This is a genomic window from Micromonospora sp. bgisy143 (assembly GCF_057708145.1).
In genome coordinates this window covers 427,614-454,189 of sequence record NZ_JBYIRN010000001.1, presented here as the reverse complement: position 1 = coordinate 454,189, position 26,576 = coordinate 427,614, and the positions used below count along the sequence as shown (strand labels likewise).

Sequence of the window (26,576 nt, the reverse complement as noted above, 5' to 3'; positions counted from 1 at the left end):
GCCGGAGGGTGACGGTCAGGAAGCCCCATGTGAACAAGGCCATCGCACGAAGGCGACAACCGGGACGATCCGGACGGGTCACTGGGCGGCGAGCACGTCCACCACGAAGCGCAGCGGACCGGTCGGCCGGCCGCCGGCCTTGGCCTCGTCGTTGCCGTACGCCAGCTCGCCCGGGATGTCGAGCTGCACCCGGCTGCCCACGGTCACGCCCACCAGGCCCTGGTCCCAGCCGGGGATGACCTGGCCCACGCCGATCGGGAAGGTGGCCGGCTGGCCGGCGTTCCAGGACGAGTCGAACTCCTTGCCGTCCTTGTAGAAGACGCCCACGTAGTTGGTGGTGATGTTCTGCCCCTTCTTGACCGCCGGGCCGGTGCCCTTGATCATCGGGGTGACCGTGAGCTTCTTCAGCTCACCGGTGCCCGCCTTCACCGTCGGCTTGGTGCCCAACGCCGGGTCGGCGCCCTCGGGAAGCTGCGGCGCGGGCGGGGCGGTGGGGGCGTCCTGAGCCGGGGCGTCCGCCGGGGCGGACGCGGACGGGTTGGCGCCGGAGGCGTTGCTGGGCTTGTCGTCCCGGTTGCTGTCGATCCAGACGAAACCGCCGATCAGCAGCGCCATCACGGCGACACCGGCAAGCCCGCCGGCCCACGCCTGGCGGCGGCGCTTCGCCTCGGCCGCCTTCTGCGCCGCCAACTGGGCGGCCAGCCGCCGCCCCGCCTTCGTCGCGGGGCTCTGGCCCTCCGACCGGTTCTCCTGCGTGCGCTCGCTCACGTCGTCGACTCCCTGCTGCGAAGGTGTGGCCGGCACCCGGTGCCGGGGGGAAAGCCGACGCACACGGTACCCGCCCAGCGGCCCGCTGTGCCCGCCCCGGACGCCTCGAATCGTCCAGAAACGCCGTCCGCCGGGTTACTCCGGGACCACCATGAAGTCGGTCACGAACGACGTGACCCGCCCGTCGGCGGTCCGCCCGATCCAGGTGCCGTAGCAGCCGTCCCCCCAGCCGGTGGCCACCGTGACGACGTTCGCGCCGGTGACCTCGTCCAGGACGGCCGTGATCAGCCCCGGAACCGGCGACGCGGGCAGCTCGGCGGGGATGAAGACGTCCTCGATCCGCTCCTCGTCCCAGCTCTCCAGGGCGGCCAGCGCGGTCGGGTCGGCCAGCGTGCCGGCGCCGGCGTCCACGCCGTACCCGAAGTAGTCGTCGTCGCCGAGGTCGGCGACGTCCTGGTCACCCACCACGGCGGGTTCCCAGCGGGTCGTCGGCTCGGCGCTGATCACCAGCTCCAGCGCGGCGACCCGCCGGTCCACCTCGGCGTCCGCCCGCAGCACCACGGCCACCCAGGCGCGGGCGGGGTACCGCCCCGGCGCGACGGCCACCGTGTACGGCTCGGCCTCCGGCACCACCAGCGGATCGCACCCGACCACCCGGCCGGTCGGCAGTACGACGTCGCCCAGTGGGTGGGCCTCGACGAGGTACGCGCCGTGCTCGTCGGTGAAGCGCGCCCCGGGCGTCAACAACCGGTCCAGGTCAGGGGTGTACGGCATGGGTGCTCCTCCGGTGGCCGACGGCCGGCGGAGCGTACCCGGTTCGGCGGACACCGACGGACCGGCGGTGGCGCGTACCTCAGGCGCTCTTGCGGGGTGCGGTCTTGCGCGCCGCGGTCTTCTTCGCCGGCTCGGCCTTCTTCGCGGGGGTCTTCTTGGCGGCGGTCTTCTTCGCCGGCTCGGCCGCCTTCTTCTCGGCGGTCTTCTTCGTGGCGGTCTTCTTCGCGGGCGCCTTGGCGGCCTTCTTCTCGGCTGCCTTCTGCGCCGAGCGGGCCGACGAGATGGGCGTCGGCTCGCCGCCGCCACCCCGGGACGGCTGTTCGCCGCGTGCCGCCCGGGCCCGGTCCACCGACGCCTTCAGCGCGGCCATCAGGTCCACCGCCGCGGCCGGGGCCTCCTCGACCTCCTCCGGCTGGACGACCTCCCGACCCTCCACCTTGGCGTCGATGACCTCCTGCAACGCGGCCCGGTAGTCGTCGGTGAAGACGTCCGGCTCGAACTCGGCGGTCATCGAGTCGATCAGGGAGCTGGCCATCGCCAGCTCCGGCGGCCGTACCTTCAGGTCCTCGTCGAGGAAGCCGAAGTCGGGGGTACGGATCTCGTCCGGCCAGAGCATGGTGTTGAGCAGCAGCACACCCTCGCGGACCCGCAACGTCGCCAGCTGCTCACGTTGGCGCAGCGCCACCTTGACGATCGCCACCCGCTCCGAGTCGAGCAGCGCGTCCCGCAGCAGCACGTACGGCTTGGTGGCGGTGCCCTCCGGCTCCAGGTAGTACGCCTTGTTGTAGAGGATCGGGTCGACCTGCTCGGCGGGGACGAACTCCAGCACGTCGATCGCCCGGGAACTGGTCAGCGGCAGGTCGGCGAAGTCCTCGTCGGTGAGGATCACCATCTCGCCGCCGCCGATGTCGTAGCCCTTGGCGATGTCGTCGTAGGTGACCTCCTCGCCGCAGACCGAGCAGGTGCGCTTGTAGCGGATCCGGCCGCCGTCCTCGCGGTGCACCTGGTGGAACCGGATGTCCTTCTCCTCGGTCGCCGAGTAGAGCTTCACCCCGATCGAGACGAGCCCGAACGACACGGCTCCCTTCCAGATGGCACGCATCCTGCGCTCCCTTCCCCGATATCGACCATGCTCGCATCCGGACGAACTCCACGCGAGGTGTTCGGCCTGCTACTACAGTCGGGTCGTGCCCGGCGCGCCGCTCAAGCCGATGCTCGCGATGACCGGGCCACTCCCGGCCGGTGACGGCTGGGCGTACGAGTTCAAGTGGGACGGGGTCCGGGCGCTCGCCGACATCTCCGGCGGTGCTCAGCACCTCTATGCCCGCTCCGGCGTGGAGATCACCGCCGCGTACCCCGAACTGGCCGCCCTGTCCGAGCAGATTGATGACGTCCTGCTCGACGGCGAGGTGGTGCTGCTGGGCGAGGGTGGGCAGCCGTCATTCACCGCCCTCGCCGAGCGGATGCACGTCCGGGACCGGGCCAAGGCCGCCCGGCTGGCGGCGGTCATGCCGGTGACGTACATGATCTTCGACCTGCTGCGCCTGCGCGGCGACGACCTGACCGGCTGGTCGTACGAGCGCCGCCGGGAGGCCCTGGACTCGCTCGCGCTCGGCGGCGCGCGGTGGGCGGTGCCGCCGGTCTTCGCCGACGGCCCGGCGACGTACGAGGCCGCCGGCGAGCACGGCCTGGAGGGCGTGATGGCCAAGCGGGTCGGGGCCGTCTACCGCCCCGGGGTGCGCTCGCCGGACTGGGTGAAGGTCAAGCTGGAGGTGACCGGCGACTTCGTGATCGGGGGCTGGCGGCCGGGCGCGCGCCGTATCGGCGGGCTGCTGGTCGGGGTGCCCGGTCCGGACGGCCGGCTGATCTACCGGGGTCGGGTCGGCGGCGGGATCGGGGCGGCCATCGAACGGCAGCTCCTCGCCGAGCTGGAGCCGCTGCGCTCCGGCACGTCACCGTTCGCGCCGGGTGTGCCGCGCGAGGATGCCCGGGGCGCCATCTGGGTAGCACCACGGGTGGTGGTGGAGGTGAAGTACGGCCAGCGCACCCCCGACGGCCGACTGCGCTTCCCCCGGGTGCTGCGGTTGCGCCCGGACAAGCCGCCGGAGGAGGTCGACGATGCCGGCTGAGAAGCTGCGGGTGGACGTCGAGGGCCGTGCGCTGGAGCTGTCCAACCTGGACAAGATCCTCTATCCGGCCGTCGGCTTCACCAAGGGCGAGGTGATCGACTACTACACCCGGATCTCACCGGTGCTGCTGCCGCACCTGGCCGACCGGCCGGTCACCCGGATCCGCTTCCCGAACGGGGTGGACGACAAGTCCTTCTTCGAGAAGAACAAACCGGCCGCGACCCCGGACTGGGTACGCGTCGAGACGCTGCCCGCGCCCGGGTCGACCAAGGGCCGGGAGACCATCGACTACGTGGTCGCCGACGACCTGCCCACCCTGGTCTGGCTGGCCAACCTCGCCGCGCTGGAACTGCACACGCCGCAGTGGAAGGTCGACGAACATCCCGACATGATGGTGGTCGACCTGGATCCCGGACCGCCGGCCGGGCTCGCCGAGTGCTGCCCGGTGGCGGTGCTGATGCGCGACCGGCTCGCGGACGACGGCATCGACTCGTACCCGAAGACGTCCGGCAAGAAGGGCATGCAACTCTGCTGCCCGATCGCCGGCACCCAGTCGTCCGATCTTGTTTCTGGTTACGCCCGGCGAATCGCCCAGGAGTTGGAGCAGGCGCACCCGAAGCTGATCGTCTCGAAGATGGCGAAGAACCTGCGCCCCGGCAAGGTCTTCATCGACTGGAGCCAGAACAACGCGGCGAAGACCACCGTCGCGCCGTACTCGCTGCGCGCCCAGCGGACGCCGTCGGTATCGACGCCGCTGACCTGGGACGAGGTCGAGGCCGGCGCTCGCGGCCGGAAGCCGGCCGTGCGCCAGTTCACCGCCGCCGAGGTCCTGGACCGGGTCGAGGAGTACGGCGACCTGCTCGAACCGCTGCTCGACGGCGGCCCGGAACTGCCCGGCGGACGCTAGCCCAGCCCGGTCATTCGGGTCACCCACGTAACGGTGGGTGTCTGACCGGTGTCGTCGCCACCTGTAGCTCAGTGTGACCGCCTCCGCTGCCCGCCGCCGCCCCGGCCACCCTGCTCAACCCCTTTGCTCTGCTTCAACCGACGCAACACCGAGTTCTACCTGCTGTTCTGCAGTTTTGGCGAGGACGGGCGGGCGGGCGCGGCCCGCACGGAGCGTGTGTGTTGCGTCGGCTGAAGCAGAGCAAAGGGCGCGAAGGTGAGGGTGACCCCGGACCTGGATGTCGCCGTGTGTGACGGGCCGACGGTTCGGACCGTGCGTCGGCTGCGGCGTCGGCGCGAAGACCATTTGGTGGACGCCGGTCGGAACTGCCCGGATGAGACCGGTCTGGCTGACGACCGCTACAGTGCTTCGATGCTTCAGAGTGAAGTCATCGATGCGTTGGGTGAGCTTCGTGCCCTACGGGTCGAGCAGGACGGACCGGCGCTGCGCGTCACGGTGCCGGCGATCGAGGTGAGCCTGCGGCTCTACCCCGAGGCGGTGGTGTGGCTCAACCACCGGACACTGCCGAACGACGAGCCGATCCTCCAGGTCGTGATCCGTCAACACGGCCGGGACCTGCGGATGATCCTGTTGAACGACGACATCGCCTGGGAGCCGGCCGACCTCGAATCCCTGCTCGACTCCTCGATCCCGGTGCGGCTGACGGACATGCCGGAGCTGGTGGCGTACAGCGAACTGGACCGGAACTCGGTCGCCGCCCTGCGGGCCTACGACGAGCCGAGGGCGAACCTGGCGGCCCTCGCGGGAACGCTGCAACTGCACCGGTGCGTCCTGGTGGCCGCCATGCGGCTCGGCATCCGTCCGCTGCGCGCGGTACGGCTGTGGCACGAGCTGTGGTGGCGCGTCGGCGAGTTCGCGCCGGCCCCGTACTGGCCCGACCCGGACTTCGACCGGCTGCTGGTCGAGGCGGGAGTGTCGTTGACGCCGTACGAGGAGGCCCGCGCCCTGGAGCGGCCGGCCGAGATCGAGGCGTTGACCGTTGCCGACCTGCGGGCCGCGGAACCGACGCTGACGGTCGGCCGGGCGGACGAGGCCGCGCTCGCCGCCTGGCGACAGTGGATGAAGCTGACGCCGCGCCAGTTCTCCGAGGTGCTGACGGCGGAGTTGCCCGAGGCGCAGGTGGAGATTTCGCTCTACGCCGACGGTGGAGCGGCGGTCTCGCTGCGCATCGCGCCGTCCGGTGTCCTGTGGGTGCTGCTCGAGCTGCGGCTCTCCTTCCCCCGGCGGCTGACGATGCTGGACGAGATCCGGATCACCGAGGACGCCACCGACACCGGGCTCTTCCAGCTCATCATGGCGAACCTGGACCGGCTCAGCCGATCGCTGGGCCTGAAAGCGATCAAGGTGTACGCGACCGGCGACGGCAGCGTGGCGTTCGCGCGCGCCGGATTCGACTGGGACCGCGATCCGGGCGACTGAACCGATGCTGCGTCACTGCTGCTGCGGTCGGGGCGTCAGCGTACGTCGTAGCCGGGCGGTGGCCTCCGGGCCGATGGCCTCCTGCGTTGCCGTCAGCAGTCGGCCGCACAACACCCGGGCGGCGTCGATCTCGGCGCGGGCGTGCTCCACCTCACGCCGTACCGTCACGCGCTCGTCGTCGGCCACGGCGCGGATGTCCGCCACCTCCCGCCGGCGGGCGTTGCGCACCTCGTCCGCCATCACCAGCACGAAGTCCGTCCGGTTCCGGCCGAGTTCGCTGCTGGTCGAGGCGGCCGGACGGGCGGCTACCACCCGCGTGACGGCCTCGGCGGGCAGGAAGAACAGCGTCGTGGTGGAGAACTGGCTCAGCGCCGCCTGCTGTTGCCAGCGGGTCAACAGACCCGACTTGCCGTCGAGGAAGGGCGCCATCGCGAACGCGAAGTCCACGTCGACGGTGGCCAGCAGCGCGCGGGCGTCGTCGATGCCGCGTCGGAGTTGGGTGATCAGCGTGGACTGTCGGTGCAGCAGGGCGGTGAACTCCGCCTGGTCGTCCGCGCGGGGGTCGGCGTCGGACAGCAGGGCGTCGGCCAGGGTCAGCAGGCGGTCGCCGTTGAGGCACAACTCCTGGAGCGTGAGGATCACCTCCAGCAGGTGGCTCCCGACCTTCGCGTCCTGCGACACCGCCCGCCGGTCCAGCAACCTGGTGACGTACGAGTGGAGGATCTGCACCACCGTGGACAGCACCTCACCCACTGCGCGGCCCCCTCCAGGTCGGCTGGGGTGAGTGTAATCGTGCGGTCCCTCGCCGACCGTGATCAGCGTGCCGCCTCCGCCGCATCGGCTGGTACGAGCGACCGGGCCAGCCTGGCGTAACTGTCGCCGCCGTGACCCGCCGCGATGGCCCGTTCGATGATCGACTGCACGGCCTCTAGCGGCGCGGGGTCGACCCCGCGCGCGATCGCGGCGTCGCGGACATGGGCGACCGCCGAGCCCGCCGACGCGATGGTGGAGATGTCGGCGGTGAAGGTCCCGGACGTGAGTTGGGCGGCGAACCGGTCGGCCAGGTCCGGCAACAGGGCACCGATCCCACTGGCGAAGCGGGCGAACGCGGTCGGGGCGATGCCCTCGGTGATGGCCAGGGCGAAGGCGTGCGCGAGCCCGCCGACCGACATGGTGAACAGGTCGAGCAACGCCATCTCGTACGCCGCCGCCGTGCCGACGTCCGCGCCGAGGTAGGCGTTGGTGCCACCGAAGCTCTCCAACCAGGGAAGGTTCTCGTCGAAGAGGGCCCGTGGACCGCTGTAAAGGATCGTCGCGGCTGGTGTCCCGATGGTCGGCGCGGGCGTCAGGATGGCGCCGTCGAGATAGTTGACGCCCCGCTGCGCCGCCCAGCTCGCCGTCTCCCGTGCCTCGGCGGCGTGCCCGCTGCTGAGGTTGACGAACGGTCCGCTCGGCGGGCGTTCGAGCCCCGACAGCACGGCGCGGACCGCCTCGTAGTTGATGACGCAGGCGATGACGACCGATGCCCGTTGCGCCGCGTCGGCCACCGTCGGAGCAAGCACCGCCCCCTGGGCCACCAGCGCGGTCGCCTTGTCGGGTGAGCGGTTCCAGAGCACGGTGGGGTGGCCGGCGGCGAGGGACGCGGCGGCCAACGCCCGGCCCATCGGGCCGAGTCCCAGGACGGCGACGGTGGCGGATTGATTGTCCAGGTTGTGGTGTGTCACAGCCGCGACGCTAAACCTTCACGTTGACGTGAAGGTCAAGCCCTGATCTGCTGTCGGGGTGCGGATCGGCGAACTGGCGCGGGCGGCCGGCACCACCCCACGCGCCCTGCGCTACTACGAGGAGCAGGGCCTGTTGCGACCGGCCCGGCTCGCCAGCGGCTACCGCCACTACGACCCGCAGGCCGTGGGCACGGTGCGACACATCCAACTGTTGCTGTCCGCCGGCCTGAACACCGCGGCCATCGCCGAGATCCTTCCCTGCATCCCCGACGACGTGACCGTGCTGGCTCCCACCTGCCCCGAACTGCTCGACGCGCTGGCGGTGGAGCGCGCCCGCATCACGGCGTCCATGGATCGGCTCGCCGCCGCCCGCGCTGTGCTGGATCGGCTCATCCAGGCCGGCCCTGCGACCCGGCGGCCCACCCACTGACGGTCCGAAAACGTCCACGCGCCCGTGACAACCTTCCACGGGCCCGCTGCGTGGTAGGGGCGTGACCGACCAACAGAGACCCCTGTCCGCGGCGGACCGGTCCTACGTCGCGTTCGTCGAGGTGGCGTGGGAGCGACATATCCGGCTGGCCATGCTGCTCTGCGGCGACCGGTGGCGGGCCGAGGAGTTGCTCCAGGACAGCCTGGTCCGGGTCTACGAGCGGTGGCGGCGGCTGTCCCGGCTCGACGACCCGCACGCCTACCTGCGCCGGGCGCTGGTCAACAACCACACCTCGATCTGGCGGCGACGCCGACGCGAGAGCCTCGTCGCGGACGTCCCCGACCGGGCCGCCCCGGGCGGCGGCAGCGACCCTGACGCCGACGTGCTGCGCCGGGCGCTGCTGGCGCTGCCGGCGAAGCAACGCGCGGTCGTGGTGCTGCGCCACTACGAGGACCTGAGCGAGCGCGAGGTCGCCCAGGTGCTGGGTTGCTCGCTGGGCACCGTCAAGAGCCAGAACGCCCGGGCGTTGGGCGCGTTGCGACACCTCCTGAACAGATCCTTCGACTCGGTGAGCAGGTGACAGTCATGAACGACATCGACGACCGTCTGGTACGTGGACTCCACGACCTCGTGGACGGCGAACCGGATTCCGCCCCCGACGTGCCGGCGCTGCTCGAACGCGGTCGGCGGGGTCGCCGCCGCCGGGCCACCGCCCTGGCCGGTACGACCTGCGCGCTGCTGGCGTTGGGCGTCGGCACCGCCGTCACGGTGACGACGAACGCCCCACCCGAGCGTCCCGGCGTCACCGCCCAGGCGGCGCGTCCGGAGCAGGTCTCGCCGGAGCTGCGCCTGGTCTCGGCGGCCACCGCCAGCGAGAACATCAGCTACCGGATGCGGCTCACCAACTCAGGACCGGGCGGGCTGACGTACGAGGGCGCGTTCGACCCGAGGACCGCCACGGGGTACGTCCGGGTTCCGCACGACGACTCGATCCAGACCGAGCTGCTGATCGACGGTACCCGGTACGAGGGCGCGGAACGACCGCAGGGCGAACTGCCGCCGGACAAGGGACCGGGCGAGATGTACGGCCGCTACGGGCAGTACCCCGGCCGGTACGACCGCCTCTCGTTGCAGGGTGACGGGAACGCCGTGCTGGGCGCCGCCGCACCCGACCCGGCCGCCCTGTTCGCCGCGCTGCGGAGCGCGAACGCGACGGTCATCGAGAACCCGGACGGCACCCTGCACGTCACGTACTCGACGGCGGACCGGGACGGCTCGACCAGCACGGCCGGTGACGTCACGCTGGACCGCGACGGCCGGATCGCGACGGTGGCGCTCGCCGTCACCTGGGAGTCGACGGCGAAGGGCCGGCTCGACCGGGGGACGGTCACCTCGACCCTCCAACTGTTCGACTACGGCGTCGAGGTGACGGTCGACCGCCCGACCGACGTCGTCATGATCTCGGAGTAGCAGCAGGTGGCCCGGCGTCCACGTCTGTGGACGCCGGGCCGGACGGGGCAGGGCCCAGCCGCCACCACGCGCCCACGACCAGGGCCAGGGTCACGAGGCTCACCGCGACGTCGCCGGCCAGGGCCGCCGCCGGGCTCGCCGGGGAGTACGGCGGCACCAGGTACGCGAACGCGGCGGCGCTGACCACGTTCGCCGAGCCGGCGGCGAGCACATGCCGCTGCCCCCAACGTTCGCTCCCCGACCAGTACACGACGACTGCTCCCAGCGCGGCGGTGAGCGCCAGCGCGACGGCCACTCCCGGCCAACCGGGCGTCGGGTCGGTGAAGAGGTGGGCGACGACGATCAGCAGGCCGACCCAGACCGGGTGCGGTACCCGCCGGACCCGGCGCGGACGGGTACGACGCCAGCGGGGCAGCAGGGCCGCCGCGACGAGGGCGAGGACGAGAACCGTGGCGAAGCTCAGTTGCAGCGGGCTGGCCAGGAAGTTCTTCCGGCCCTCGGGCGAGGTGAAGACCAGCAGGCTGCCGAGCAGGTAGAGCACCGCGACCACGGCCAACCCGGGTCGCCCGAGCCATGGCCGACGCCGTCGCTTCGCACCGAGGAACGACTCGACGAACACGATCGGCGCGCAGATGGTCAGCAGGATGTGGTTGCCCACGTAGTCGTACGCCTGCCGGAGGCTGAACCCGAGCCCCGGCACGAGTGACGCCTCGGCGGCGGCGCGGGTGTCGGCGTACTGGGTGTCGTCGAGGTAGCCGGGGTTGAACAGCGACTGGTCCACCAGACCGGCCTGGAGGACGCCGAACGCGGCGGCGAGCAGCACGATCGTCGGCCAACCCGCGCCGAGGCGTCGGGCGGTCTCCCGGATCAGGATCGCCGCCCCGCCGTACATCGGGCCCAGGCCGATGATCACCGGAAGGAAGTCGTCGATGGCGAAACCGCCCCACGAGCACTCGGCCGCCCAGGGCGCGAGCAGCAGCAACGCCACCACCGGCACGAGCCGCCGACGCAGCGGGAGACGGCCGGCAGGGTCCGGGTCGGCAAGCGGCCCGGCGGGACGGTCGGCGAGGTCGGGGTCAGCCTGCGGCGGGGCGAGGCGGTCGGCCCGGGCGGCGTCGGCGGCGTGCGGTGCGGCGTGGCGGTCGGTGGGATCGGGCTCGGGCGGCACGGGCGCTCCTCGGAGGCTCGGTGGGGGGTCGCCCGTACCGTGCGCGAGCCATCCGGCCAGCCGCTACGGCCATCGGCCGACGGGGACGGCGACCTAAGTCGTTGCGTAGGGTGGTGCGGACGTCGTCACCACCGGGAGCACGCGGATGCAGCCACACGCCACGGCCGACCTGACGGTCCCGCCCACCGCCACCGAGAGCCCGCTGCTCAGCTATCGCGACGAGGCGACCGGTGAGCGCGTCGACCTCACCGCCCAGCAGGTCGGCGCGTGGTCCGCGCGCAGCGCGAGCCTGCTGCGGGACGGCTGCGGGCTTGGCCCCGGCAGCCGCGTAGCGGTGTTACTGCCGCCGCACTGGCGTACCGCAGCGGTGTTGTTGGGGGCGTGGGCGTGCGGCCTGGCGGTGTCGTTCCGGCCGCGCGCCACGGCGGGCCTGCCGTTGCTGGAGCCCGGCGGCGACCGGCCGTTCGACGCGGTCTTCGTGACCCCCGAGCGGCAGGACGACTGGTTGGAGGACGTGCCGGACGCGCCGCACCGCTACCTGGTCGGCACCGGGCCGGGCCGGCTCGCCGACGTGCCGCTGGGCTGGTTGGACTGGTCCGCCGAGGTGCTTCGCCACCCCGATGTCACGCCCGACCACACCGCCATCCGCCCGACCGATGCGGCCAGCGCGGACGGCACGACCTACGGCCAGTGGGGCGCGCTCGCCCGGGAGGTCGCCGGGATGCTCGACCTGCGGGCCGGCGATCGGCTGCTGGTCGACGCGGCCGAGCACGAGCAGCCGCTGAAGTGGTTGCTCGCGCCGCTGTCGGCGGGCGCGTCGGTGGTCATCAGCGCCAACCTCGACCCGGCCCGCCGGGACGCCGTCGTCGCCGCCGAGCAGGTCACCCGGATCCTCTGACCTGCCTAGACCTGCGTTCTCGCCTGTTCGATCTGCCGCACGACGGCGTGGGCGCCGTGCGCATGCGCGATGGCGTACGCCTCGTCGAGGGTCGCGAGCGCGTCCGCGTGGCGGTCCTGCGCGGCGGCGACGTAGGCCAGCCCGACCATGTTGGCGGCCACGCCCGGCAGCGCTCCGATCTCCCGGCGCAGCCGTGACGACTCCTCCAGCCGCTCGCGCGCCTCATCCAGCCGACCGGCCAGGTGCGCCGCGATGCCCAGGTGACGCAGCGCCTCGGCCTCGGTCGACCGGTCGCCGACCTGCGCCGCCAGGTGGCGGGACCTCTCGAAGTGCGGAACCGCGGTCTCGTTGTCGCGCCGGATGATCTGGTGCAGGCAGCCGATCCAGAACAGCGCCTCGGCCTGGCCGCGGGTGTCGGCGAGGGCCTGGTACAGCTCGCGCGCACGCTCGAAGAGCGGCAGCTCGGCCGGGTCCTCGACGGGCGACGTGCCACCCCGGGCGCGTTCGTCGAGGTACCGCGCGTGCAGGATCCGCCCCCGGGCCAGCGCGGCGTCGGCCTCCACCGCGTCCAGGTCCCGTTCGGCGTCGGCCAGTACGCGGACCTCGCCGCTGTACACGGCCTGTTCGTAGAGTTTCCGGGCCCGTTCGATGCGATCTTCGGCATTCATCAGCCGCCCCCGTCCTGGCATCGCCACTGCGTACCGGATCAGCAGCCTAGTGGTCCACAACCGCGCGGAGCGACCCCAATCAGCGCCGCCCGATCCGGTTCCGTTACATCGCCATCTGCCCTGCTCAGAGGGGCTTTTGTGGACGTCGTCGGCGTGTTCTCATACCGAAGCGACGGCATCGTCGACATCGCACCGCTCCCTCACCGAAAGGTGCACCGATGCAGAGCAGATCCCCCTTCCGGTTGGCGGTCCTCACCGCCACCGCCGCCACGTTCCTGGCCTCCGGCGGTGCGTCCGGGGCGCTGGCCACCGCCGCCCCCGTGACCACCTCCCCGGGCGTCGCCGCCTGCGCCGGTGAGTCCAGCGCCGCCCGTGCCACCGCGGGCGCGACGGCCCAGGAGCCGGCGCTGTACTCGAAGAACGAGGCCAACGCCTACGGCGTGATCAAGGACGCCCCGCGCCTGCCCAACGGCAGCGTCACCATCCCGACGGTCTTCCACATGGTCTCCGACCACCCGTTCACTGCCGCCGAGACGACCAGGTGGAACACCCTGATCGCGGCGCAGATGACGGTTCTCAACGACTCGTACGCGGGTCGTACGGCAGCGGACGCCTCCGACACGCCGTTCCGGTTCGACCTCGTCGACACGACGTGGACGGTGAACAGCGCCTGGTACACGGTCGAGCCGGGCAAGAACGAGCGCGACATGAAGAAGGCGCTCTACACGGGCGACTCCCGCACCCTGAACGTGTACGCGGCCAACATCGGCGGCGGGCTCCTCGGCTGGGCGTACTTCCCGAAGGGCTACAACAACGGCCGCGACTACATCGACGGCGTGGTGATGCTCGACGAGTCGATGCCGGGCGGCACGGCCGGCAAGTACGCCCTCGGTGACACGCTGACCCACGAGGTCGGGCACTGGCTGATGCTGGAGCACACCTTCGCGCACGGCTGCTCCGCGTCCGGCGACTTCGTGGCGGACACCCCGCGCGAGGCGGCCCCGCAGTTCGACTGTCCGGTGGGCGCAGACTCCTGCACCGCGCCCGGGCTGGACCCGATCCACAACTTCATGGACTACACGCAGGACTCCTGCATGGACATGTTCACCGCAGGCCAGGCGGACCGGATGAGCGACGCCTGGGTAGCGTTCCGCGCCGGCTGACGCTGCCCCCTGGCAGCTTGAGCGCGTTGATCAAGAGGTTTGCGTCACCGGAGCGCTGATCGGTGACGCAAACCTCTTGATCATCTCGGGAAGAGAGCCCGCCGGGAGCAGGGCGCGGTGTGGTCGGTCGGGAGGGCACAGCGGTCGCCGCCGGGTAGCCGTCGGTCGCAGAAGACCCAATGGCGTACGCCCTGCTGGTCCTCGGCCGACACGGTCACCCCGCCCGGCTCGATGCGGGCACTGAGCCGGGCCAGCACGCGGGCGGCGGTCCGCGCGAGAATCCGGGCCCGGAACAGATCGGGCGCGGTGACCGGCAGGTGGATCACCCAGCGCTCGGTCATCGGTCGTGACTTGCCGTCGGTGGTCGCTCCTTGCGTCGGCCCAGCGGCCGGCGGATCGGGTCGCGCACGGGGGACCGCCCTTCGTCGGGTCGCGTCGAAGTGGAGGGGGCGGCCTCCGCCGGTTGCGGGCGGCGGAGACCGCCCCACCCTGCGACCGCAGCCTCAATCGGCGGTACGGCAGCAGGGCCGCGCCGGGGGAGCGCGGAGGGTGGGGTCTCGGCGGCGATGCGAGACCGGTACGAGAGGCGCCAACCGACCGCAGCAGCACCGCATCACCGACAGTGACGTTACCGATACCTATCACCTCTGTCAACGCTCTCTTATCTGTCGGATCTAGCTGCCGCTGCTCACCTGCTTCTCCTGCGTCAGTTATTGCCGCTCTTTCACCTGTTGCTCGATACTGGGAGGGCCAACCGACTGCAAGGGGCCTTCACGTGCCGATTCCGCCGACCATGGACGAGTTGATCAACGATCTGCTGAGGCGGATCGAGGTGGGCGAGTTCCAGCCCGGGTCGAAGATTCCGTCGACTCAGCAGCTGTCCGACCACTACGACGTGTCGGTGTCGACGATCCACCGGGCGGTGGCGGTCCTTCGGCAGCAGGGCGTTTTGATTGGCCGTCCGGGTCGGGGCGTCTTCGTCGCTGAGTCTGCTCGCGGCTGACCACAGCCCGTCATTTGGCCTAGCGGGGAAGCGCCTCGGCGACGTGGTTCAAGAATTCTGTACATGTGTCTCAAGGCGGCCCTCAAAGTGCCGCACGCGCCGCCGCCTGGGCGCGCGCCGGCCGCTGCCGCTGTCGCTCTGCGGCCGTCACACCTGACGCCGGGCGGCTGGCGCCGAGAGTAGTCGAGGCTCGGGGGCCGGCAGCCGACCGGGCGCGGTGGCCGTCGCACCGCCGCGTCGTAGAGCGACTCACCGCTGGCCGGTTTAGGTGCGCGCAAAGGATGCAGGCGACCCCTCCGAACTCAGGGGCCGCTTCGCGTCGCTACGCGACGGCCTACGGGCCGCCCTTGAACCCGGGAGCCTCTGCCGCCCCTCGGGCCGGCGTTGCCGGCAGGCGGGGACCTGCCCGGGTTACTCGCGCCACATCCCCACCCCGGCCTCAGACTCGCTTGTGTGTCACAGTCCGAGCCGAGCACAGCATCAAGAAGTTGTTGACGGGGGAGTCAGGGAAGCGTTGACCAAGTCGAGGACTACTAGAACCCTTCCAAGCAACCTTGCCCGTTTCTGACGGTCCTGGTAGCGCGTGTCACGACGCGAAAGTAGAGTGCAACGCAGTAACTTGGTAGATGTTAATCACGGATGAGGTTACGAGAGGGACGCCGCTGGCAGCGACGCCCCTCTCGGGTCCTACGGCTTGCTATCCGCGGAGCAGCAGATGTCAGCAAGCCGCAGGGTGAGGGCGAGGAGCTGCGCCATCCTGGCCGGCTCCTCGTCGCCTGCCATCGCCATCAAAACGGCAATGACGTCGCAGGCACTGGCCAGTCGTTCGAGGACGCAGGCGTGCTCTCCCTCTTCGGGTGAATCGGGCATCGTTCCCCCTTGCTCGGCGACCGCCTACGGGGACCCGCAGGGGTCGACCGGCATCCGGGTACGCCCGGGGCCGCCGCCGAAGAAGAGCGAAGTCGAACCACACCAACGAGAAGAATAAGGCGGCGAGCCGACAAACCCCCTCACGCCACGCCACAGCAACGAGGACCTGGTCGACGACCTGAGTGACTATCTGGGTGACGACGACGGCTAGCAACGGTGGATGACCGTGGACGCCCGTGAACTGTCGAAGCAGGTGAGCCGGCGCACAACCTCATTTAGACGGGCGATGATCGTTCCTTTTGGACGAAGAGGTCGTCGGGTCGAATCTGGCGACACCGACCAGGCGAGAGGACCTACGGGCCTGGTCCGACACCTACGCTGCCAAGCATTGACTGCTCTCCGGCATGGTCCGCTACGAGTCTGCAACGATCAGCTACCTACACTGCGAACTGCGTCCCGCATATCAGGCAATGCAGCGGCCCGTCCGCATCCTCCGGGACCTTGACAGGCTCGTAGGAGTGGCACGGGGAGACGACGATCATCATGTCGTCCGGCTCTACGAGTGCAGCTGGCTCGTCGGGGGCATCAAGGTGTCCGGTCATCTTGACCTTGAAGTGCTTCGAGCTGATTCCCTTGAAAGTGTCCCGAAGGAGGTCGTCGGCATAGCGGGCAATCGCAGGTGTAGCCACACCCTCGATGTATTCGACCTGCTGGTCGGTCAACCAGCGGTCAGGCTCAGCGGGCCGGCCGCAGAGTGGGCAGTGGTATCCAGTGGGTTCGTCGGCGTTCTCCGCCTCCTCGTTTGCGGGTCCGTCGTGCCATTTAAATAGACCGTTACAGTGGGGGCACTGACGACGGAGGAAGCCGTCATTATCCAGAGGTAGACTGACTCGGATCTCCATTTCAGGTCTCACTCACAAACTCGTTGACGTCGATGGGGGTGCCGTCGGCTGTTTTGCCAGTGATGGTCACGAAGAAGTGCGACTTCTGCGTTGAGCCGAACGAGTCGGCCCGATAGCACCGCACGCGGATGGACTTGCCTTGCGGCAATTGGACGAGCGGGAACTCGCCATTTTCGCGGATCAGCCCGGCCTCCTCGTCTGCCGACACGTCCAACTCGTACACGTCGCCAGGGCCGTGATTAGTGATCTGAACGGCATCGATCTTGCCGCGTCCGTTGTCGATGTACCGGGCCTCAAGCCGAGGCAAGCCAGTGGCCTTCGAGGAAGGAAGCTTCCTGCCGAGAGGCAAGCCGCCGCCCGGGGGGGCCGGTGGGGTAAGGTCTCCCGCCTCGTGCCAGTCGGTGCCGGTCAGCCGCACGACGCAGCCGGCCGTGTCTAGACGTTGGGCGAGTTCTTGCCGTTTCTTGACGCTGTTGTCGAGGCGGACAGCATGCCTGCCGTGAATATCGCTGAAGACCTTGACGTGGCCCATCTCGACGATCACCGTCCGGTCCTCATCCCGGCCCATCGCCATACCGGCTTCGAAGAGGACGTTCGGTCGAGGCTGCATTTGAGGCGAGCATTCCGGGTCCCCGATGTAGGTAAGACTTTCGTGCAGGTACGCCACATCGTCAGGTGTCTGTAGCACCACCACCGCCTGGGCCGCCCCGAAGGCGGCATCTAGCACTTGTCCGATGTACGGAGAACCCTTGCCTGTCAGGCGGATCGCCTCGGACCACTCGATCGGATCGAGCCCGATCGAGCGGAGGAAGTCAAAGAGTCCTCTCCTGGCTGCCTCGTTCCGGCCGTGGATGACGAACACCTTGCGCGGATCAGCCCCATCCCTCTTCTCCGTCACACGACGCTCCTTGCTCGACGCTCGCTAGCTGCTCAATGTTCAAAGATGCCCAGACCGTACCCGCCGATACCGACAAGACGTCACCTGCTCCTGATGGACCAGCCGCAGACGGCTTGTGAGCGAGGCATCAGGAAGCGAGGCAGCCAAAGGCAGCGCGGCCCTCGATCCAGGTCGGCCTGGAAGTCAACCGACGACATCCGCCACCTGCTTCTTTGCGCGCGACAACGTCAGGCGGCAGCGGCCGCCAGATTGAGTCCGTTCCCCCCGGACGGGGGTCAAGTCTTGGCCTAGAGGCGTTAGCGGCATCCCATCCCGGAAGCTCAGCGTCGCCTGAGCGGCCGGCTATCCCGTGCGCGTGCCCCGGAAGGCGCAGTTGATCAACTAACTGTTCACCCTCGCTGCGCCCGTTTCTCATCAAGCTCGCCTGGCGAGTTCGCCAACGGCCGGCAGGGTCACTGAACGGCCGCGCCCACCGGCGTGCCACAGCACCTGTAGACCGGAGCGCTGGCATGCCCTCACCAGCTCGGTGGCCCCGCCGCGTCGTGATCTCGGCGGCGTTCACCCTCACCCTGCTCGCCACGGCGGTACCCGCCGACGCCCACCCGTACGGCTATCCGCAGACCGTGGCCATCGCGCCGGACGCGGCCCGTCCCGACGTGGTGCACCTGACCTGGAAGCCAGGCGCCGTAGACGAGATGACAGTGCTCGGCGTCCACCTTGGCCTGTTGCCGCAGGACCGCGTCCTACTCGACGGTGCCGTCGACACCCGGGACACGGACGCGACAGTCCTCGCCGCCTCCCCGCTGTTCGCGGACTACCTGCTCAAGCACAGATGACCGTCAGCAGCGGCGGTCAGGCGTGCGCCGGCGTCGTCGGAAAGGCGAGCGATTCCGGTGTGGACGTCGACTACACCTGCCCCGGCCCGCTCGGCGTCGCCCGCATCGAGATCCGGATGCTGACCGACCTCGACCCCGCGTACCGCACGGTGGCGACCGGACCCGAGGGCAAACGCCAGGTGTACGGCCTCGACGCGTACTCCCACGACTGGGTGCTCGGCGACGCGCCACCGCAAGCGGCTGCCCACAGCGGCACGGGCCACGGCCAAAACACCCTCCGGCGGGCCGCGATGGCCGTCGGCCCTCTGCTGCTTGTCGCGGCCGTCGGGTCGTTGCTCCGACGCCAGGTACGTCGCCGCCGGCCAACCCGCGTCCGACCGTCGTCCTGAGACCGGCCGCCACCAGGGCGGCCCCCTCTGCCCGCCGCGGCCGGCATCACGGCGTCGGCTGTTCCTCGTACCGAACAAAGGAGAAAACCCCGCCATGACGCACGACAAACGTGCGCGCCGGAAGCGAACACGCGGACTGCTGTCCGCGATGGCGCTCGTCCTCATCGCCGGACCGGCGACGACCCTGCATCCGGCGCTCGCCGGAGCGGAGGCCGTACCGGTCAGCGCCACCACGCCGCTGATCAACCTGAGCGCCGGGCAGAACGTCGAGGGCAAGGTGCCCGTCGTCGTCGAGCCGGTCACCGAGAACGACTCCGTGACCACGCTCGCGGTCGACGGCGACAAGATCGCCGCCGACAAGACGGCCGGCACGGCCCACTTCGCGTTCGAGATGGGCGGCAACGGCACCGAGGCCCGCTACCGCAACTACCTCACCGTCAACGGGCACACGGCCGAGGCCGACCGGGTCTACTTCCCGGACATCCCCGGCGGCCGGGTTGGCACCCTCGACTTCCCCGGCGACTGGCTGAAGCCCGGCCCGAACACCGTCTCGGTGCACGCCGGAGCGAACTGGGTCGACACCACCACGAAGACCGCCGTCGGCTACCAGGAGCTGCCGAACGGTGAGGGTGGCCGCTGCCCCAACTACGACGACTACGCGCTCAGCAGCATCAGCCTCAGCCTCCTCGGCGTGGTCGCCGACGGCGAGCAGAACCTGTTCAGCTACAACTTCGGCGACGGCACCTGCGGCAGCTCGGCGAAGCTGCTCAACCAGGACCTCACCTTCGTCATCTCCGGCACCCCGGGCAGCACGTCCGGCCTGCGTGCCGACCTCGACACCACGAAGCTCACCAACGGTACGCACACCGTCAGCGCGACGGCCCTGTCGGGCGCGAAGACGAGCGTGACGGTCGACGTCAACAACGCCCCGGCCGGCGCAGCGGTGGTCACCCCCGGTGACGGTGCCCGCGTACGCGGAACCCAGCCGGTCATCGCCGCGCTCGCGTCCGGCGGCAAGGACCGCGTCGAGTCGCTGGCGATCGACGACAAGCCGGCCGAGAACGCGGAAACCCTCGCTGCCGGCACCGCCACCCTCGGCCTCGCGGTCGAGGCCGGCAACTCGATCGAGGCGCGCTACCAGAACTACGCCCTGGTCAACGGCCACCGGGTCGACCTCGGCGGCGACTACGGCGCGCTCGGCGCGGAGGCCGTGCAGCTGGCGTTCCCGAACCGGTTCCTGCACCTCGGCGACAACGTCGTCCAGGTGAAGACGGGCGACTACAACGGCACGCTCAACGGCGTCACCTGCGCCAACCACGACGACTTCAAGCTCACCCGGGAGGCCACCAGCCTCACCCTGAGCACGGCGGGCACGGTGACGCCCGGCACCACGTACCTGATCACCACCAGCGGCACAACCGTGACGAAGGCGGAGACGACCGCCGCGTCCCTGGCGCTCGGCGACGGCACCTGCGGGCCGAACAAGGACGCCGAGTTCCACTTCACCATCGCGGACGCGCCGACCACGCGCACCGTCGACACCCTCGCCGCCGCCGGCGACGCGCACCTGAAGATGTTCGTCGGGGGCAACGGCAGCGACAACGGGTACGACAACAAGGTGCTGGTCAACGGCATCCCGCTGGAGATCGGCATGTGGGAGAAGGAGACCGCCGACCTCACCTTCCCGAACGAGTGGCTGGTGCCGGGCGTCAACGCCCTGGAGTTCGTCGCGGGCAGCGACCACGGCAGCGCCAAGCCGGGCGGCTGCGACAACTACGACGACTTCACGCTGCGGGACTTCGAGCTGCTGCCCAGCGGCGCGAAGGCCACGAAATTGACCCGCTCGGTCGCGCAGACCACCGTCACCATCGGCTCGGCCACCTACCCGGCCGGCTCGCCCGTCACCACGTACCTCGGTGACGGCACCTGCGGCAGCAGCTTCAACGGCGTCCTCACCACGATGGTCCTGTTCGACGTCACCGCCCAGGACGGCTCGGCACTGCCGGCGCTGGGCAAGCGCGCCGACGTGGACACCACGACGATCGCGGACGGCACCCACACCATCAAGGCGGTCGTCGGCGACAAGACCTCCACGCGGCGGTTCACCACCGACAACACCGCCCCGGAGATCGCCAGCAGCGTTCCGGCCGCCGGCCAGCGGCTGACGTCGACCGTGGCACTCGACCTCACGGTCAAGGACGCCAGCGGCGTGGTCGGCACGCCGACCATCACGCTCGACGGCGCGGTCGTCAAGCAGGGCGACCAGATCGGGCACGGTCTGCCGGCCGGCGAGCACGTCGTCGCGATGACGGCGACCGACGCGCTCGGCAACACCGCCACCCGCGAGGTGCGGTTCAGCAGCGCCAGCATCCCGGACGTCCCGACCGAGCTGAACGCCACGGTCAAGAACACCGACCCGCTCTCGGCGGAGCTGTCCGCCCGGATTCCCGGCACCGAGGGCGTCGGGCTGACCGCGACCTTCACCAAGGCCGACGTCGTCCTGCCGACCAAGGGTTACCAGGGCGAGGCGGCCGACGTGCCGACCACCCTCGACGTCCAGCACGACAGGAGCGTGGACGTCAGCACGCTGCGTCCGCTCGACGGCGCGACCATCGACAGCCCGTCCAGCCGAGGGGTGGTCTTCCAGCGGTACGACCTGCCGCTGGCCGCCACCAAGCAGGAGCCGACGCTGCGCTGGTCGGGCGGCATCGACCCGGCGCGGATCGTGGCGCTGCGGGCCTGGAACCCGGCGACCGGGAAGTGGGTCGTGCTGACCAGCTCCCGGGGTAAGGCCGGGCAGGACACCGTCCTGACCGCGCCGGTCGAGGCCGGTTACCGCGACGGCGGTGTGGTGCACGTGCTGGTCACCGGCGAGGACCCGTTCGCCGACGACCTGTCGCCGCGCGACTCGACGGCGCAGAACGACAAGGACCGCTTCGAGGACCCCGCGTCGTACGACTTCTCGTTGGCGCACTTCACCGACACCCAGTACATCACCGAGGGCGCGGCCGGCGGCACGTACGACGACTTCGACGGCAACGCCGAGCCCTCCGACGTGGAGACCGCCGAGGAGCAGGCGATCTGGTCGGCCGCGTACCGCGACCAGATGCAGTGGATCGCCGACAACGCGGACAGCCGCAAGATCGCGTACGCGGCGCACACCGGTGACGTCATCGAGAACGACTACTACGACCCGCTGGCCAAGAACCCGGACGGCTCGCTGAAGTGGCCCGGCCTGCACGAGCAGGTGGAGAAGGAACTCGCCACCGCCTCGGGCTTCCAGAAGATCCTCGACGACAACGGCGTCGTCAACCAGGTCATCGCCGGTAACCACGACGACCAGCTGGGCGCCGAGACCGGCCCGACCTCGCGGTTCAGCCGTACCTTCAGCGCCGACCGGTACTACGGGACGGCGAAGTCCTGGCCGAAGGGCACCGAGTACCACGCCTGGGACGAGAAGACGAACGCCGACGGCTCGGTCACCCCGGGCAGGGACAACCAGAACAACTACCTGCTGTTCTCCGCCGGTGGCCTGGACTTCGTGGCGGTCGGCCTGTCGTACGGCGTCACGCCGGCCGAGGCCAAGTGGGCCGACTCGATCTTCAAGCGGTACAAGGACCGCAACGGGATCCTGCTCTCGCACGACTACCTGAAGCCGTCGGCCAACCCCGACGGTCGCGGCGCGGACTTCTCCGCTCCGGACGGCTCGCCCCTGTTCAAGCAGGTCGTCGAGACCAACCCGAACGTCTTCCTGGTCCTCGCCGGCCACGAACACGGCGTCGGCACCAACCTGAAGTCGAAGATCGGCGTGACGGTCAGCCACGACGTGGTCGAGCTGCTGGCCGACTACCAGTTCTACACGGTCACCGCCGCCGAGCTGTGGCCCAACCAGGTCGCCCCGGACGGCACCATCGACGTCAACGGCGACGGCACGCCGGACCACAAGGCCACCGACCGGTTGCAGTTCGGGGCGAGCTTCCTGCGGCTGCTCCAGTTCGACGTGGACCGGGCCGAGATGCACATCGACACGTACTCGCCGTTCCTGAAGAACTTCGGTGCGACCGAGTACGACATCCGCCAGGACGGCAGCCAGACCAAGCCGCGCTACAACGGCGCGGAGGACAACCTGACCCTGCCGGTGGACCTCACCACCCGCAAGACGTCGTTCAGCACCGACTCGCTCGCCGCGTACGTGCCGGCCGGCACGATCGGCACCGACGAGGTGACCTCGAACGACGTCGCCACGACGACGTGGGACAAGCTCCAGCCGGGCACCTCGTACGGCTGGATCGTGTCCGCGCGCAGCGCCGACGGCGGCGAGGCGGTGGCTCAGCCGGCGGTGTTCACCACCGCCAAGCGGGTCCCGACGATGACCGTCACCACCACCCCGACCAACTGGGGTACGGCGGCGACGGTGACCGTCACGGTCGCGGCCGGCAGCACGCTGGTCACGGGGGCGGTGGAGCTGCGCGAGGGTGCGACCGTGCGCGGCTCGGCCACGCTGACCAACGGCTCGGCGACGTTCACCCTGCCGGTGGGCCTGGCCGGCGGACAGCACACGCTGACCGCGTCGTACCCGGGTGACGACCACCTGGCCCCGGTCGAAGCCACCGCCACCCTGACGGTGAACCTGCCGGCCGAGTGGAGTTCGTCGACGGTCTACAACGACGGTGACCGGGTGACCTACCAGGGTCGGGTGTTCCGGGCCTCCTGGTACACGAAGAACCAGAAGCCGGGCGCCGACGCCAACGGCGCGTGGCAGGAAATCGCCATGGCCGAGGACGGTACGGCGATCTGGACCGCGTCGCGGATCTTCAACTCGGGCGACTTCGTGATGTACGACGGCAGGAAGTGGCGGGCCCAGTGGTACAGCCGCAACCAGAAGCCGGGTGACCGTAAGGGCCCCTGGGAGGAGATCGCCCCGACCCCGCCGGACAACAGCCCGGCCGCCTGGACGCTGACCAAGGTGTACACCGCCGGTGACCGGGTGTCCTTCAAGGGCCACGTCTACGAGGCGAAGTGGTGGACGCGCGGCCAGGAGCCGGGCGACCCGAACGGCCCCTGGAAGCTGATCAAGTAGGCAGGTCCGTGTGAACGCCGGCCCGGGACCGATGCTGGTCCCGGGCCGGCTTGTTCGTTGATCGACTCGGGTTCCTGGAAGGCGGGGTGTCCCGAGCGCCCCGACACCCCGACTTCCCGAAAGTCGAGTCGATCAAGGCCCGGGGCCCGGTCGGGCGGGGTGGGGGGCCTTACAGGGCGAAGAGGAGGGCGGCGTTGAGGAGGACGACCATGGCGGTGGCGAAGTGGATGCCGAACGCTACGGCCTTCGTGCCGCCGTTGCGGAGCACGATGAGGGTGTCGCCCAGCGGGACGAGCGCGACGATCAGCATGTACCACGCGACCGCGTCGGCGTTGGTGAAGGCGATCAGGGCGAGGCCGAGCAGCCCGAAGGTGAGGTCCTTCAGACCTTTGACCGTCAGGTAGGCGGTGTCGCCCGGCCGGGCCGGCACGCCGTACCCGGCGGCTGCGGCCTGCGGGACCAGCAGGAACCGCGCCCCGATGAAGACGACGAAGAGGCTGAGTACGACGGCGAGCCCGTAGGCCAGGGGTGACAACATGATCCGCTCCAATTTCTAGCGCCGCTAGGTATGTGAGCGACGCTAGCAGAGCATCGGCAGAATCGCTAGCGGTGCTAGGATGACGTCATGTCGACGCAAACACGCCGGGAACGCGAACGGGCGGAGCGGGAACGCGCCATCGTCGCCGCCGCCCGCGAGTTGGCCCTGGCGGAAGGCTGGGACGCGGTGACCACCCGGCGGCTCGCCGCCGAGATCGAGTACAGCCAGCCCGTCCTCTACAGCCACTTCAAGGGCAAGGACGCCATCATGGCGGCGGTCGCCGTCGAGGGCTTCGCCGAGCTGGCCACCGCGCTGGTGTCCGCCCGCGCCTCGGCAGCCGACCCGCGACAGGCGGTCGCCGACGTCGCGGCGGCGTACGTCAGGTTCGCCGAGCAGCGACCCGCGCTCTACGACGCGATGTTCACCCTCACCGTGGACCTGCCGTTCGCCAGCCCGGACGTCCCGACCGACCTCGCCCGGGGCTTCGCCGAGCTGGCCGAGACGGTACGACCGTTCGCCGGGGACGGTGACCTCGAGGTCGTCACCGAGACGTTCTGGAGTGGCCTGCACGGTCTGGTCACGCTGATGCGTAGCGGCCGCCTTCGCCGGGAAGGCCACGACCGCCGGCTCGCGGCGCTGGTCGACCGCTTCTCCCGCTGAGGGGTGGCTTGATCGACTCCGTTTCGCCGATGTGGGGGCATCAGTCTGCGGGGATACCCCCACATCGGCGATGTCGAGTCGATCAAACGGCGCAAGCGTCGATCAAAGGGTCAGTCGAAGGAGGGCAGGGACGGGCCGAGGACGTCGTCGGCGTCGACGATCGTGTATGCGTACCCCTGCTCGGCGAGGAAGCGCTGCCGGTGTGCCGCGTACTCGGTGTCGATCGTGTCCCGGGAGACCACGGTGTAGAAGTGCGCCTGCCGGCCGTCGGCCTTCGGACGCAGCACCCGACCCAGCCGCTGGGCCTCCTCCTGGCGTGACCCGAACGTGCCGGACACCTGGATCGCCACCGCCGCCTCGGGCAGGTCGATCGAGAAGTTGCCGACCTTGGAGATCACCAACGTGCGCAGCTCGCCGGTGCGGAACGCGTCGAACAGCCGCTCCCGCTCCTTGTTGGTGGTGGAGCCCTGCACGATCGGCGCGTCCAGGTACTCGCCGATCTGGTGCAACTGGTCGATGTACGCGCCGATCACCAACACCTGGTCCTGCGGGTGCCGGTCGACGAGGGCCTTGACCACGGGGAGCTTGGTGCGCGCGGTCGCCGCCATCCGGTAGCGCTCCTCGGCCTCCGCCGTCGCGTACGACATCCGCTCCGCGTCGGTGAGCGTCACCCGTACCTCGACACACTCGGCCGGGGCGATCCAGCCCTGCGACTCGATGTCCTTCCACGGCGCGTCGTACCGCTTCGGCCCGATCAGGCTGAACACGTCGCCCTCGCGGCCGTCCTCGCGTACCAGAGTGGCCGTCAGGCCCAGCCGACGGCGGGCCTGGAGGTCCGCCGTGAAGCGGAAGATCGGCGCGGGCAGCAGGTGCACCTCGTCGTAGACGACCAGGCCCCAGTCGCGGGCGCCGAACAGGTCCAGGTGGGTGAACGCGCCACCCTTTCGGGAGGTGAGCACCTGGTACGTGGCGATGGTGACCGGGCGGATCTCCTTGCGCTCACCCGAATACTCGCCGATCTCCTCCTCGGTCAGCGACGTACGGGCGATCAGCTCGCGCTTCCACTGCCGGCCGGCCACCGTGTTGGTGACCAGGATCAGCGTGGTGGCCTTCGCCTCGGCCATCGCCGCCGCGCCGACCAGGGTCTTGCCCGCGCCGCACGGCAGCACCACCACGCCCGACCCGCCGGCCCAGAACGCCTCGACGGCCTCGCGCTGGTACGACCGCAGCGTCCACGGCTTGCGCCCGTCCTTGCCGGCCTCCGCCAGCTCGATCGGGTGTGCCTCGCCGTCCACGTAGCCGGCCAGGTCCTCCGCCGGCCAGCCCAGCTTGAGCAGCGCCTGCTTGAGCCGGCCCCGCTCGGACGGGTGCACCCGGATCGTGTCGTCGTCGATCTTGTCGCCGAGCATGCCGGCGAGCTTCTTGCTCTTGGCCACCTCGATCAGCACCAGCCGGTCGAGCGCCCGCAGCACCAGCCCGTGCGCGGGGTCGTTGGCGAGCTGGAGCCGGCCGTACCGGTCCATCGTCTCGGCCACGTCCACCAGCAGCGCGTGCGGCACGGGGTAGCGCGAGTACTTGATCAGCGAGTCGACCACGCCCTCGGCGTCGTGCCCCGCCGCGCGGGCGTTCCACAGCCCGAGCGGGGTCAGCCGGTACGTGTGCACGTGCTCAGGGGACCGCTCCAACTCGGCGAAGGGTGCGATCGCCATCCGGCAGGACTGCGCGTCGGGGTGGTCGATCTCCAGCAGCAGCGTCTTGTCCGACTGCACGATCAGGGGTCCACCACTCACGCCAGCGTCCTCTCCTCGGTCGGCCGCCGGGC

The 26,576-nt window shown here is 70.3% G+C and carries 26 protein-coding genes; 13 read left to right on the top strand and 13 right to left on the bottom strand.

Annotated features, from left to right (window positions below; translation table 11 throughout):
• Window positions 1-78: 78 nt before the first annotated feature.
• The 3 genes from AC3EN4_RS02150 to ku all read right to left on the bottom strand — a co-directional run bounded on the left by AC3EN4_RS02150 (window position 79) and on the right by ku (window position 2,644).
• A complete protein-coding gene (locus AC3EN4_RS02150) occupies window positions 79-804 on the bottom strand; it encodes an FKBP-type peptidyl-prolyl cis-trans isomerase (RefSeq protein WP_435204387.1) in 726 nt (241 codons plus the stop codon).
• A gap of 99 nt (window positions 805-903) precedes the next feature.
• Complete coding sequence (locus AC3EN4_RS02145; protein ID WP_435204267.1) at window positions 904-1,542, bottom strand: DUF4241 domain-containing protein; 639 nt, start codon at window positions 1,540-1,542, stop codon at window positions 904-906.
• A gap of 79 nt (window positions 1,543-1,621) precedes the next feature.
• On the bottom strand, window positions 1,622-2,644 hold the full coding sequence (ku, locus tag AC3EN4_RS02140) for a non-homologous end joining protein Ku (RefSeq protein ID WP_422737930.1): 1,023 nt from the start codon (window positions 2,642-2,644) through the stop codon (window positions 1,622-1,624).
• Between the two features lie 85 nt (window positions 2,645-2,729).
• On the opposite strand from ku, the gene ligD (AC3EN4_RS02135) reads away from it, so the two are divergent.
• The 3 genes from ligD (AC3EN4_RS02135) (at window position 2,730) to AC3EN4_RS02125 (ending at window position 6,057) form a co-directional block, all read left to right on the top strand.
• Window positions 2,730-3,671 (top strand): non-homologous end-joining DNA ligase, encoded by a 942-nt coding sequence (ligD, locus tag AC3EN4_RS02135; RefSeq protein WP_435204266.1) that lies wholly within the window; start codon window positions 2,730-2,732, stop codon window positions 3,669-3,671.
• Entirely contained in the window at window positions 3,661-4,578 is a 918-nt protein-coding gene (gene ligD, locus AC3EN4_RS02130) for a non-homologous end-joining DNA ligase (protein WP_435204265.1), read from the top strand. Before ligD (AC3EN4_RS02135) ends, ligD (AC3EN4_RS02130) begins: the two co-directional genes overlap by 11 nt.
• Window positions 4,579-4,989: 411 nt before the next feature.
• Window positions 4,990-6,057, top strand: coding sequence for a hypothetical protein (locus tag AC3EN4_RS02125; RefSeq protein ID WP_435204264.1), 1,068 nt, complete (start codon window positions 4,990-4,992; stop codon window positions 6,055-6,057).
• Window positions 6,058-6,069: 12 nt separating this feature from the next.
• On the opposite strand, the gene AC3EN4_RS02120 is transcribed toward AC3EN4_RS02125, so the two are convergent.
• Both AC3EN4_RS02120 and AC3EN4_RS02115 read right to left on the bottom strand, forming a co-directional pair.
• Complete coding sequence (locus AC3EN4_RS02120) at window positions 6,070-6,810, bottom strand: hypothetical protein (RefSeq protein WP_435204263.1); 741 nt, start codon at window positions 6,808-6,810, stop codon at window positions 6,070-6,072.
• 62 nt (window positions 6,811-6,872) lie between these two features.
• Window positions 6,873-7,781: an NAD(P)-dependent oxidoreductase gene (locus tag AC3EN4_RS02115; protein ID WP_435204262.1), complete on the bottom strand. Its 909-nt coding sequence runs from the start codon at window positions 7,779-7,781 to the stop codon at window positions 6,873-6,875.
• Window positions 7,782-7,839: 58 nt separating this feature from the next.
• Between AC3EN4_RS02115 and AC3EN4_RS02110 the strand changes: the two genes are divergently transcribed.
• The 3 genes from AC3EN4_RS02110 (at window position 7,840) to AC3EN4_RS02100 (ending at window position 9,681) form a co-directional block, all read left to right on the top strand.
• Window positions 7,840-8,211, top strand: a complete 372-nt coding sequence (locus tag AC3EN4_RS02110) for a MerR family transcriptional regulator (protein WP_435204261.1) — start codon at window positions 7,840-7,842, stop codon at window positions 8,209-8,211.
• Window positions 8,212-8,272: 61 nt separating this feature from the next.
• Window positions 8,273-8,791, top strand: coding sequence for a SigE family RNA polymerase sigma factor (locus AC3EN4_RS02105; protein ID WP_435204260.1), 519 nt, complete (start codon window positions 8,273-8,275; stop codon window positions 8,789-8,791).
• A 5-nt stretch (window positions 8,792-8,796) separates the two neighbouring features.
• Window positions 8,797-9,681 carry a hypothetical protein gene (locus tag AC3EN4_RS02100; protein ID WP_435204259.1) on the top strand — a complete coding sequence of 295 codons (885 nt, stop codon included), beginning with the start codon at window positions 8,797-8,799 and terminating at the stop codon, window positions 9,679-9,681.
• Here AC3EN4_RS02100 and AC3EN4_RS02095 read toward each other — a convergent pair.
• On the bottom strand, window positions 9,665-10,849 hold the full coding sequence (locus AC3EN4_RS02095; RefSeq protein ID WP_435204258.1) for a hypothetical protein: 1,185 nt from the start codon (window positions 10,847-10,849) through the stop codon (window positions 9,665-9,667). The genes AC3EN4_RS02100 and AC3EN4_RS02095 overlap by 17 nt on opposite strands.
• 145 nt (window positions 10,850-10,994) lie before the next feature.
• Between AC3EN4_RS02095 and AC3EN4_RS02090 the strand changes: the two genes are divergently transcribed.
• Entirely contained in the window at window positions 10,995-11,747 is a 753-nt protein-coding gene (locus AC3EN4_RS02090) for a TIGR03089 family protein (protein ID WP_435204257.1), read from the top strand.
• A gap of 5 nt (window positions 11,748-11,752) precedes the next feature.
• Here AC3EN4_RS02090 and AC3EN4_RS02085 read toward each other — a convergent pair whose 3' ends face one another.
• The gene (locus tag AC3EN4_RS02085; protein WP_435204256.1) at window positions 11,753-12,415 is read right to left on the bottom strand and encodes a tetratricopeptide repeat protein; all 663 of its coding nucleotides are present in this window, start codon (window positions 12,413-12,415) and stop codon (window positions 11,753-11,755) included.
• Window positions 12,416-12,633: 218 nt separating this feature from the next.
• Here AC3EN4_RS02085 and AC3EN4_RS02080 point away from each other — a divergent pair, with 218 nt between their 5' ends.
• Window positions 12,634-13,578, top strand: a complete 945-nt coding sequence (locus AC3EN4_RS02080; protein WP_435204255.1) for a zinc metalloprotease — start codon at window positions 12,634-12,636, stop codon at window positions 13,576-13,578.
• An 80-nt stretch (window positions 13,579-13,658) separates the two neighbouring features.
• On the opposite strand, the gene AC3EN4_RS02075 is transcribed toward AC3EN4_RS02080, so the two are convergent.
• Window positions 13,659-13,919, bottom strand: coding sequence for a hypothetical protein (locus AC3EN4_RS02075; protein WP_435204254.1), 261 nt, complete (start codon window positions 13,917-13,919; stop codon window positions 13,659-13,661).
• Window positions 13,920-14,353: 434 nt separating this feature from the next.
• Here AC3EN4_RS02075 and AC3EN4_RS02070 point away from each other — a divergent pair, with 434 nt between their 5' ends.
• Complete coding sequence (locus AC3EN4_RS02070; RefSeq protein WP_435204253.1) at window positions 14,354-14,581, top strand: winged helix-turn-helix domain-containing protein; 228 nt, start codon at window positions 14,354-14,356, stop codon at window positions 14,579-14,581.
• A gap of 687 nt (window positions 14,582-15,268) precedes the next feature.
• Here AC3EN4_RS02070 and AC3EN4_RS02065 read toward each other — a convergent pair.
• From AC3EN4_RS02065 to AC3EN4_RS02055, 3 genes are all read right to left on the bottom strand, one after another.
• A complete protein-coding gene (locus tag AC3EN4_RS02065) occupies window positions 15,269-15,451 on the bottom strand; it encodes a hypothetical protein (protein WP_435204252.1) in 183 nt (60 codons plus the stop codon).
• A 437-nt stretch (window positions 15,452-15,888) separates the two neighbouring features.
• A complete protein-coding gene (locus AC3EN4_RS02060; protein ID WP_435204251.1) occupies window positions 15,889-16,173 on the bottom strand; it encodes a hypothetical protein in 285 nt (94 codons plus the stop codon).
• A gap of 181 nt (window positions 16,174-16,354) precedes the next feature.
• Entirely contained in the window at window positions 16,355-17,251 is an 897-nt protein-coding gene (locus AC3EN4_RS02055; RefSeq protein ID WP_435204250.1) for a TIR domain-containing protein, read from the bottom strand.
• 509 nt (window positions 17,252-17,760) lie between these two features.
• On the opposite strand from AC3EN4_RS02055, the gene AC3EN4_RS02050 reads away from it, so the two are divergent.
• From AC3EN4_RS02050 to AC3EN4_RS02040, 3 genes are all read left to right on the top strand, one after another.
• Window positions 17,761-18,087 (top strand): hypothetical protein, encoded by a 327-nt coding sequence (locus tag AC3EN4_RS02050; protein WP_435204249.1) that lies wholly within the window; start codon window positions 17,761-17,763, stop codon window positions 18,085-18,087.
• On the top strand, window positions 18,084-18,476 hold the full coding sequence (locus AC3EN4_RS02045) for a hypothetical protein (protein WP_435204248.1): 393 nt from the start codon (window positions 18,084-18,086) through the stop codon (window positions 18,474-18,476). The genes AC3EN4_RS02050 and AC3EN4_RS02045 overlap by 4 nt, the downstream gene beginning before the upstream one ends.
• A 94-nt stretch (window positions 18,477-18,570) precedes the next feature.
• On the top strand, window positions 18,571-23,556 hold the full coding sequence (locus AC3EN4_RS02040; protein ID WP_435204247.1) for a carbohydrate-binding protein: 4,986 nt from the start codon (window positions 18,571-18,573) through the stop codon (window positions 23,554-23,556).
• Between the two features lie 169 nt (window positions 23,557-23,725).
• On the opposite strand, the gene AC3EN4_RS02035 is transcribed toward AC3EN4_RS02040, so the two are convergent.
• A complete protein-coding gene (locus tag AC3EN4_RS02035; RefSeq protein WP_435204246.1) occupies window positions 23,726-24,094 on the bottom strand; it encodes a DUF4267 domain-containing protein in 369 nt (122 codons plus the stop codon).
• 87 nt (window positions 24,095-24,181) lie between these two features.
• Here AC3EN4_RS02035 and AC3EN4_RS02030 point away from each other — a divergent pair, with 87 nt between their 5' ends.
• Complete coding sequence (locus AC3EN4_RS02030) at window positions 24,182-24,754, top strand: TetR/AcrR family transcriptional regulator (protein ID WP_435204245.1); 573 nt, start codon at window positions 24,182-24,184, stop codon at window positions 24,752-24,754.
• 110 nt (window positions 24,755-24,864) lie between these two features.
• Here AC3EN4_RS02030 and AC3EN4_RS02025 read toward each other — a convergent pair whose 3' ends face one another.
• Entirely contained in the window at window positions 24,865-26,544 is a 1,680-nt protein-coding gene (locus AC3EN4_RS02025; protein WP_435204244.1) for a DNA repair helicase XPB, read from the bottom strand.
• Window positions 26,545-26,576: the final 32 nt, after the last annotated feature.